This is a genomic window from Enterococcus italicus (genome assembly GCF_023743875.1).
GTDB classification, from domain to species: domain Bacteria; phylum Bacillota; class Bacilli; order Lactobacillales; family Enterococcaceae; genus Enterococcus_G; species Enterococcus_G italicus.
Map to the genome: position 1 here is coordinate 1 of NZ_JAMRVB010000020.1, position 2,072 is coordinate 2,072.

Annotated in this window: 2 protein-coding genes; both read right to left on the reverse strand. The window is 43.1% G+C overall.

The genetic code is table 11. The annotated features are described in order from the left end of the window. Positions 1-29: 29 nt before the first annotated feature. The gene (istB, locus tag NE257_RS11490) at positions 30-770 is read right to left on the reverse strand and encodes an IS21-like element helper ATPase IstB (protein ID WP_071358962.1); all 741 of its coding nucleotides are present in this window, start codon (positions 768-770) and stop codon (positions 30-32) included. Further along, entirely contained in the window at positions 760-1,998 is a 1,239-nt protein-coding gene (gene istA, locus NE257_RS11495; protein WP_251886527.1) for an IS21 family transposase, read from the reverse strand. The genes istB and istA overlap by 11 nt, the downstream gene beginning before the upstream one ends. Positions 1,999-2,072: the final 74 nt, after the last annotated feature.

Sequence of the window (2,072 nt, forward strand, 5' to 3'; positions counted from 1 at the left end):
GGCAATAGTAATTGTCGGCAAACGACACTTTAAATCTTGTCTCTCATACGATAAGACTTGCCTGTGATCTTGAACACCTTGACGTGATGTACTAAGCGGTCAAGAATGGCAGCGGCGATCTCAGGACTTTGGAACAACTCGCCCCAACGAGATAAGACAATGTTCGTCGTAATGATCGTAGAGCGGTGTTCATAGCGCATGGCAAGAAGTTGAAAGAATAAATCAGCTTCTTGTTTTTGAATTGGCAGATAGCCAATCTCATCAATAATCAAGACGTCATAGCGAGCGTAGCGGTTGAGGACACGTTCTAGGGTACCTTTTTCATAGGCTGTTCGCAGACGCAAAAGCAGCTCATGACAGGTGATGAATAGTGTCCGATAGCCTTGACGACAAGCTTCAATTCCCAATGCAATCGTCAGGTGCGTCTTGCCCACACCAGGACTGCCGATAAAGACCAAGTTCTCATGCTTTTCCACAAAGCCCATGTGCTTTAAGTCTAGTACTTCACGCTTATTGATACTTGGCTGGAAGGCAAAATCAAACTCTTCCAGGCTGGTTCGCTTGGGAAAGCGGGCGCGCGCCACCACACGATTCATTTTTTGCTTATTTTGATGATCAACTTCTCTGCGCGTCAGTTCGAGAAGGGCTTCCGTTAAAGAAAGCTCCTCTCGATTGGCCACTTCGATGTAGTTAGGAACATATTCCCGCATATGATTCAAACCAAGAGTCTCTAAATTGGTCATCAGTTCTTGGTAATGGCTATTCTTCATCGGCGACCTCCACCAGATCATATTGCTTGAGACTTTCACGAGTATACGCTCTTATTTCATCGTCTTCTTTGTGACTCATGACATCGGATTTCAAGATTTGGAAATAGTCCTCCTCGTGGTAGTTCAATTGTTTTGTCGTGAGTGGATGCGACCGAATCAATTCTCCGTTATAATAGATTTGTACTTGGTCTTCTTTATCGGAGAGTTCGATTTCGACTTCTTTACCGATATACCGAGGCGCCACAGAGTATCTGCATTTACGGAAAATGACCATTGCTTCCTTGGTGACTTTACGGCGAATAAAGTCTTCAAAATAGGGACTCAAAAGGTTTTTTGGTAATGGATGCAGGTGCTCTTTTTCGTTTGTCCGCCAACGGTCATCTGGTGTTTGGTCAGTTGATTGAGAAATCTCGTTATTTAGCTCAGTGCAAAGGTCATTAACTAAATGGCAAAGCTCAACGGCATCATAAAATTCATGATTATAGACCCGTAGGCGGTCAACGGTTCTAGCTAAAGCTTCGACACAGCCCTTTGTTTGCGGGCGAAATGGCCGACAGGCAATTGGTGTGAAGCCGGCATCTTTACTGAAGGCATAAAAATGTTCATTGAAATACGGTTTGGAAAACTGACTACGAGAATGGTCAACGACTGTCTTCATATTATCAAACCAAATTTCTTTAGGAACGCCACCGGTTTGATAAAACGCATCATCTAGGCACTCAAAGAGTGTGTCCTGTTTTCGGTCGAAAGTCAGTGTGATATATTTTTTCTTGGAATATGGCAAGACGTACAAAAAGATATTGAATTCAAAAATTTCGCCCTGATTACTGATTAGCCGCATGTCTTCCTTCCAGTCAACCTGAGCAGAGAGTCCGGGACTATGTTCGATTCGGATGGTTGCCTTTTGTACTTTCTCCTGCTTAAACTGGCGACAATAGGTCTTCACTAAACTGTAACTTCCCCCAAAACCTTTGCGCTCAATAAACTTGAATATACTGTAAGCACTGCATTGGTCTTTGATTTTGTCTTGGATGATTTCTTTGTAGGGATCTAACTTACTCGGGCGCTTCTTACGTTCTGCAGGTTTTGATTCTTTATTTTGGGCTTCTTCGTAAGCCTGCTTAACTGTTCGGTAGTCGCAGTCGTATTGTTTTGCCAGTGCAGCATAATTGGGTTTGATTTCATTGATCACGTAGATCATCACTCCTTCGCGTATGTCTTTTCTCATCCCTGAGCCTCCATTTCATTTGGGATAAGAAGAGCATACAAAAATGTAGGAAAACCAACAATTTTAAATTGCCG